At 36.7% G+C, this 4420-nt stretch carries 5 protein-coding genes and 2 pseudogenes; all 7 read left to right on the top strand.

Annotation, left to right across the window (positions count from 1 at the left end):
- Positions 1–224 (top strand): transposase family protein (locus JMX98_RS13475; protein ID WP_320157768.1); only part of this gene is annotated, 224 nt, incomplete at its 5' end.
- Positions 225–378: 154 nt separating this feature from the next.
- Positions 379–1224, top strand: a complete 846-nt coding sequence (locus JMX98_RS13470) for a hypothetical protein (protein ID WP_201587320.1) — start codon at positions 379–381, stop codon at positions 1222–1224.
- 33 nt (positions 1225–1257) lie between these two features.
- Complete coding sequence (locus JMX98_RS13465; protein WP_201587318.1) at positions 1258–2016, top strand: hypothetical protein; 759 nt, start codon at positions 1258–1260, stop codon at positions 2014–2016.
- Positions 2017–2104: 88 nt separating this feature from the next.
- The gene (locus JMX98_RS13460) at positions 2105–2800 is read left to right on the top strand and encodes a putative nucleotide-diphospho-sugar transferase (RefSeq protein ID WP_201587316.1); all 696 of its coding nucleotides are present in this window, start codon (positions 2105–2107) and stop codon (positions 2798–2800) included.
- A 96-nt stretch (positions 2801–2896) separates the two neighbouring features.
- Complete coding sequence (gene rfbB / locus JMX98_RS13455) at positions 2897–3958, top strand: dTDP-glucose 4,6-dehydratase (protein ID WP_201587314.1); 1062 nt, start codon at positions 2897–2899, stop codon at positions 3956–3958.
- A pseudogene (locus JMX98_RS13450) lies at positions 3955–4293 on the top strand (sugar nucleotidyltransferase); the annotation flags it as partial. The gene rfbB and the pseudogene JMX98_RS13450, both read left to right, overlap by 4 nt.
- 38 nt (positions 4294–4331) lie before the next feature.
- Positions 4332–4420: pseudogene (locus JMX98_RS13445) on the top strand (IS1595 family transposase); the annotation flags it as partial.

Genomic DNA, 4420 nt, shown 5'->3' with positions numbered 1-4420 from the left:
AGCAAACCTTCACCCCTTTTAAAAAGCCACGTGGTGGTCAGTTACTGGAGATATGCAAACAGGCCAATCACTATCTGGCAAAGTTCCGTATTGTGGTTGAGCACAAAATAGGCTTAATCAAGTTGTTTAAAATCGTGGCTCATAAATATCGTAACCGTCGTCAGCGCTATGATCTTAGAATGAAGCTGTTTGCTGGTATCATTAATTTCGAGCTAAACCTATGACTTTTGCAAGAGGTCTAATGTTATTAAAAGTATTATTATTCATAAAAAAAGGAAAGAAAGATAGATAAATAGCTTTGTCAACCTAAAACCTTTTTCTTACATGCAAAAAGAGCAAAAAACTCCCCTTAAAATAGCGTAATGTATGGTGGTCTGAATGAATAGCAAAGGTATTAGCAACTATCAAATTAAAGTACAGGGAAAAACTTATTCTGTTCCCTTTTTTAACAAAAAAAATGCAAACCATATTAATAAATCAGTAAATATTTTTGCATCAGGTCCCTCCATTGACCAATTGTCATTTACGGATGACTTACTGGAAAATCCTTCTATTTTTGTTAACGGTAGCCTATCACTAATAGATAAACACGACTTTGCAAATATCGCGGCCTATGTTATCAGTGATGAAAGGTTTATCAAACACAATGCTGAAATTCTAGAGCAGTTTTATACCGGTCAGCCGTTATATATTACTAAGCCCGTTATAGACACCATAGCAACTGCCCTACCTAATCTTATACAAAAGTATCAGGATTCTATCACTCTTATTTATCCAGTAGATAGACCACTAACTGATGATAAGCTTAGCCTTTTAAAGTCTCTGCCTATACTGAATAAAGTAGCTAAGAAAAAACTTTCTTTGGATAAGTTTAAAGACCATCAAGACTTTGTAATCGATTCTACAAACTCTCCTAAACCTATTGGTGTTTCATTAGATATAGAAAATGGCTTTGTTGAAGCTGGAACCGTTGCTTTTGTCGCTGCACAATTAGCTTATACTTTAGGCGCTAAAAAAATAAGCTTATACGGCATCGATTTAATTAATAGTAGCCAACCTAGATTTTATGAAAGTAAAGATGATGCTGCCCCTTGTAAACTTGATAAGGCCATCACCGATCGTATCGTACCCTCATTTGACTTAATGGGTATAGTGTATGATCAGCATGGGGTTAAAGTGACTAATAAATCGCCTGTATCTAAGGGTTTATTTAGAAATATATAGAACTTTGAAATAAACAAGAGGAGTGATGACTCAATGAAAGAGTTATCTGGATGGAAAAGGAAAGCAGTTCTACTATTTGCTAGTGAAAAAAAGTTGGGTGCCAGCGAAGCTCTATCGAGTTACTCTAATAAATCCTATGCAGATATGAAAGCCAAAATCCTAACAGAAAACGAAGTTGAATTGGTAGAAGATGCTCACAAACCGCGTTTAAAAAATCTATCTGATCATCTTAATAAGGTCAAGGCAGAGTTTATTAATCAGCCAGAAATCTGTTTTTATCATGCCACATTAATTATTCTTTTACGCCGTGGATACAAACTGCAAGAAACTTTTAAAGAGTTTGAAAGGTTATGGGAGGCTGAGTCTGATTTTTTATTGAACAGTCTATCTTTACGCTGGATAGTATCTGCATGCGATACTTTTGTCGACCATTCAACGGATCCTCTACGCTCTGCGATTTTGCTCAATGTGGCTACACTAGTAAATACACTTAAAGTATATGAAACGCAAACATACTTGTGCGGATTGAAAGACATAAAGACCACCCATGAGGAAAATACAAATGCTCTATATGCCGAGCATTTGACCTTATATAATGGATTAACCTACTTCCGTATAGGTACAGACGATACGCTTAGAAATATGCGAGAACGTTATGAGGGTTTTAAAAAGTTAGACCCGTTAGCAGCAAAAATTTTATTATTTGTATTTGATAAAATTCAGGCCTTAGACACCGCCTTTTCTTTAGTAAAAAGTTTACATAAAGATGAAAAATCACAATGGTGGGTATAAAAAACCAAATAGAGAAACTCTGCCCCTTTATTCATCTAATAGTTTATTAAATAAACATTCAATTTATTTTTAACTTATCGAGAATTTTATGAGCGAATTAGTTCAAACCGACTCTATTACTAATGTTAGCGATAATCAAAGCTTCATTGTCTGCTGCTTTTATACTGCAAGCTATCAAGAACATGCTATGCGTTTAAAGTCCTCTCTAGATGAGTTTAATATTAGCTACTACTTTAGTGAAGTTGAGGATGCGGGCTATTGGGAAGCTAACACGCGTCTTAAACCACATTTTGTACTGGAGTGTTTAGCCAAGTTTCCAAACAAGGATATCTTGTATTTAGATGCAGATGCTATTGTTAAAAAACCGATTGACTACTTTAATGACATAACTGCAGATGTTGCATTTTATAAAACCAAAGGTATGCCAGGTATGTCGCACGACTACCTAGCTAGCACCATGTTTTTTAGAAACACTGAGCCAACCAAAGCGTTAGTAAAGCAATGGATCGCTGAGCAAGTAGATGGCAAAGAAACTCAGGTTGATCAAGACAGCCTTGATGAAGCGATGATTAAATTTGAAAATAAAATTTCAGTTGAGCCTTTACCTGCAGGCTACATCAAAATCTTTGATAAAGACTATGAGGGTGAGATATATATCGAGCAGTATCAAGCCAGCCGCGGACAAACTAAATTAAGACGTCAGAAAATTCGTCGTCGTAATAGAATAGCGGGTGTCGTTCTTCTCACTACCATTGGTATAGCCCTATATTCCGTGATGAATTAGATTGTTAATAAGAGAGTTTATTAATCAATTTGCACCAATCTTTGCACAGCAAATGATTGCGTAATCTCATACCAATTAAATTTTAAAAGATATTATATGCATATTCTAATTACAGGTGGAGCAGGTTTTATCGGATCTGCTCTTATACGCTACTTAATCAAGAATACTGACCATCAGATTTTAAATATTGATAAATTAACCTATGCTGGAAACTTAGAATCACTGGTCGAAGTTGAAAGCAATCCCAACTATGCTTTTCAAAAAATAGATATATGTGATGCGGCAGCTATCGAGCAGTCCTTTAGTGAATTCCAGCCTGATCTAATCATGCATCTTGCTGCTGAGTCACATGTTGATCGCTCAATTGATGGCCCTGCTGAATTTATAAACACTAATATCGTTGGTACTTATACACTTCTAGAGGCTAGTCGAAAGTACTGGCAAAGCTTGAGTCAGCACAAGAAATCTCAATTTAAATTTCATCACATATCTACTGACGAAGTGTATGGGGACTTAGAAGGTACTACTGATTTATTTACTGAATCTACCCCTTATGCTCCAAGCTCTCCCTACTCTGCTTCAAAAGCCAGTTCAGACCACTTAGTTCGTGCTTGGTATCGAACCTATGGTCTGCCTATTGTTATCACTAACTGCTCTAACAACTATGGTCCTTACCACTTTCCAGAAAAACTGATACCGCTAGTCATCCTAAACGCATTAGATGGAAAAGCACTCCCTATCTATGGGAAAGGCAACCAAATACGTGACTGGCTTTATGTTGAAGATCATGCAAAAGCACTTTATAAAGTTGTGATGGAAGGCACTATCGGCGAAACTTATAATATTGGTGGTCACAATGAAAAGCAGAATATTGAGGTCGTAAAGACAATCTGCCACATCTTAGATGTGTTAAAGCCTCAATCAAACAATCAACCTTATGAAGAATTAATTACTTTTGTTGAAGATCGTCCTGGGCATGATTTACGTTATGCTATTGATGCTTCCAAAATTAAGAATGATTTGGGTTGGACTCCAGAAGAAAGCTTTGAGAGTGGTATTCGTAAAACAGTTGAATGGTATTTAAACAATTTAGATTGGTGTCGCCGTGTTCAAGATGGTAGCTATCAACGTGAACGGCTAGGAGTACAAATATCATGATGACCAAAGGAATTATCTTAGCAGGTGGCTCAGGCACTCGACTTTATCCAATCACTAAGGGTGTTTCCAAACAACTTTTGCCAATCTATGATAAACCGATGATATATTATCCACTATCTGTCTTAATGCTAGCAAGCATTCGAGAGATACTGGTTATCAGTACACCCGAAGATATCGATGGGTTTAAGCGCTTGTTAGGAGACGGTAGCCAACTAGGCATTGAAATTACATACGCAGTGCAGCCGAGCCCAGATGGGTTAGCACAAGCATTTATTATTGGTGAAGATTTTATCGGCGATAGTAATGTATGTTTAGTACTGGGAGATAATATTTTTGGGGCTGTAGTAGATAAGCACTATGCTAGACTACTTTTATGAAGATAACCCGTTGTAAACTAAGTAAAAAAGTACAGCGAAGGCTGTTAGAGTTTTTCACAGCTGAAGTGACGGCTAGAACAGCCGC

Origin of the sequence: Psychrobacter sp. HII-4, from assembly GCF_904846595.1 — a bacterium.
Classification (GTDB): domain Bacteria; phylum Pseudomonadota; class Gammaproteobacteria; order Pseudomonadales; family Moraxellaceae; genus Psychrobacter; species Psychrobacter celer.
Note: the sequence above shows the minus strand (reverse complement) of the source record. Positions and strands in the feature narration are given on the sequence as shown.